Genomic DNA, 488 nt, shown 5'->3' with positions numbered 1-488 from the left:
CGGAAAAGTATAGGTCTGTGACAAACCGTCGTCTATGAAAACAGCAAAATCTGTATTGATCGTAAAGTCATAAATGGTATCGTGTATTATTTTACTATTTAAAGCAGCATTGTGCTTAAACAGTTCAATTCTTGAGAATTTGTCGCTTACGCTTTTATTTTTAAAAGCTTCATCATAAGAGATCTTTCTGACGACTAATCCGTTAGAAGTATTTAAGGCTGTAATTTTCTTCTCATGGTCATCGTACTCACAATGGACAAAAGAAAGAATTAAAGCGCTAAAGAGGGCAAATAGCGAGAATTTCTTTAATGTCATAAAAACATGTTTTAATTGTTACTATTAAGTTTAAATGGTATAAATCACCCGAAACTTACCCTAGTAGTATACAGTATTCTTAAACTGTACAAAGCACATCGGTTGTGTTAACCGATCTGCCATTTCATTCTGTATATGATCGCTGGTACTCTTTCGGGTACTTTTATATTTAT

Annotated in this window: 1 protein-coding gene; it reads right to left on the bottom strand. The window is 33.0% G+C overall.

Annotated features, from left to right (window positions below):
- A partial coding sequence (locus tag NHF50_RS15585; protein WP_252777359.1) for a hypothetical protein occupies positions 1-315 on the bottom strand: 315 nt, incomplete at its 3' end.
- Positions 316-488: the final 173 nt, after the last annotated feature.

Origin of the sequence: Flavobacterium sp. NRK F10 (assembly GCF_024054235.1) — a bacterium.
Classification (GTDB): Bacteria; Bacteroidota; Bacteroidia; order Flavobacteriales; family Flavobacteriaceae; genus Flavobacterium; species Flavobacterium sediminis.
The sequence above is the reverse complement of the archived record's forward strand: the minus strand, read 5'-3'. Positions and strand labels throughout refer to the sequence as shown.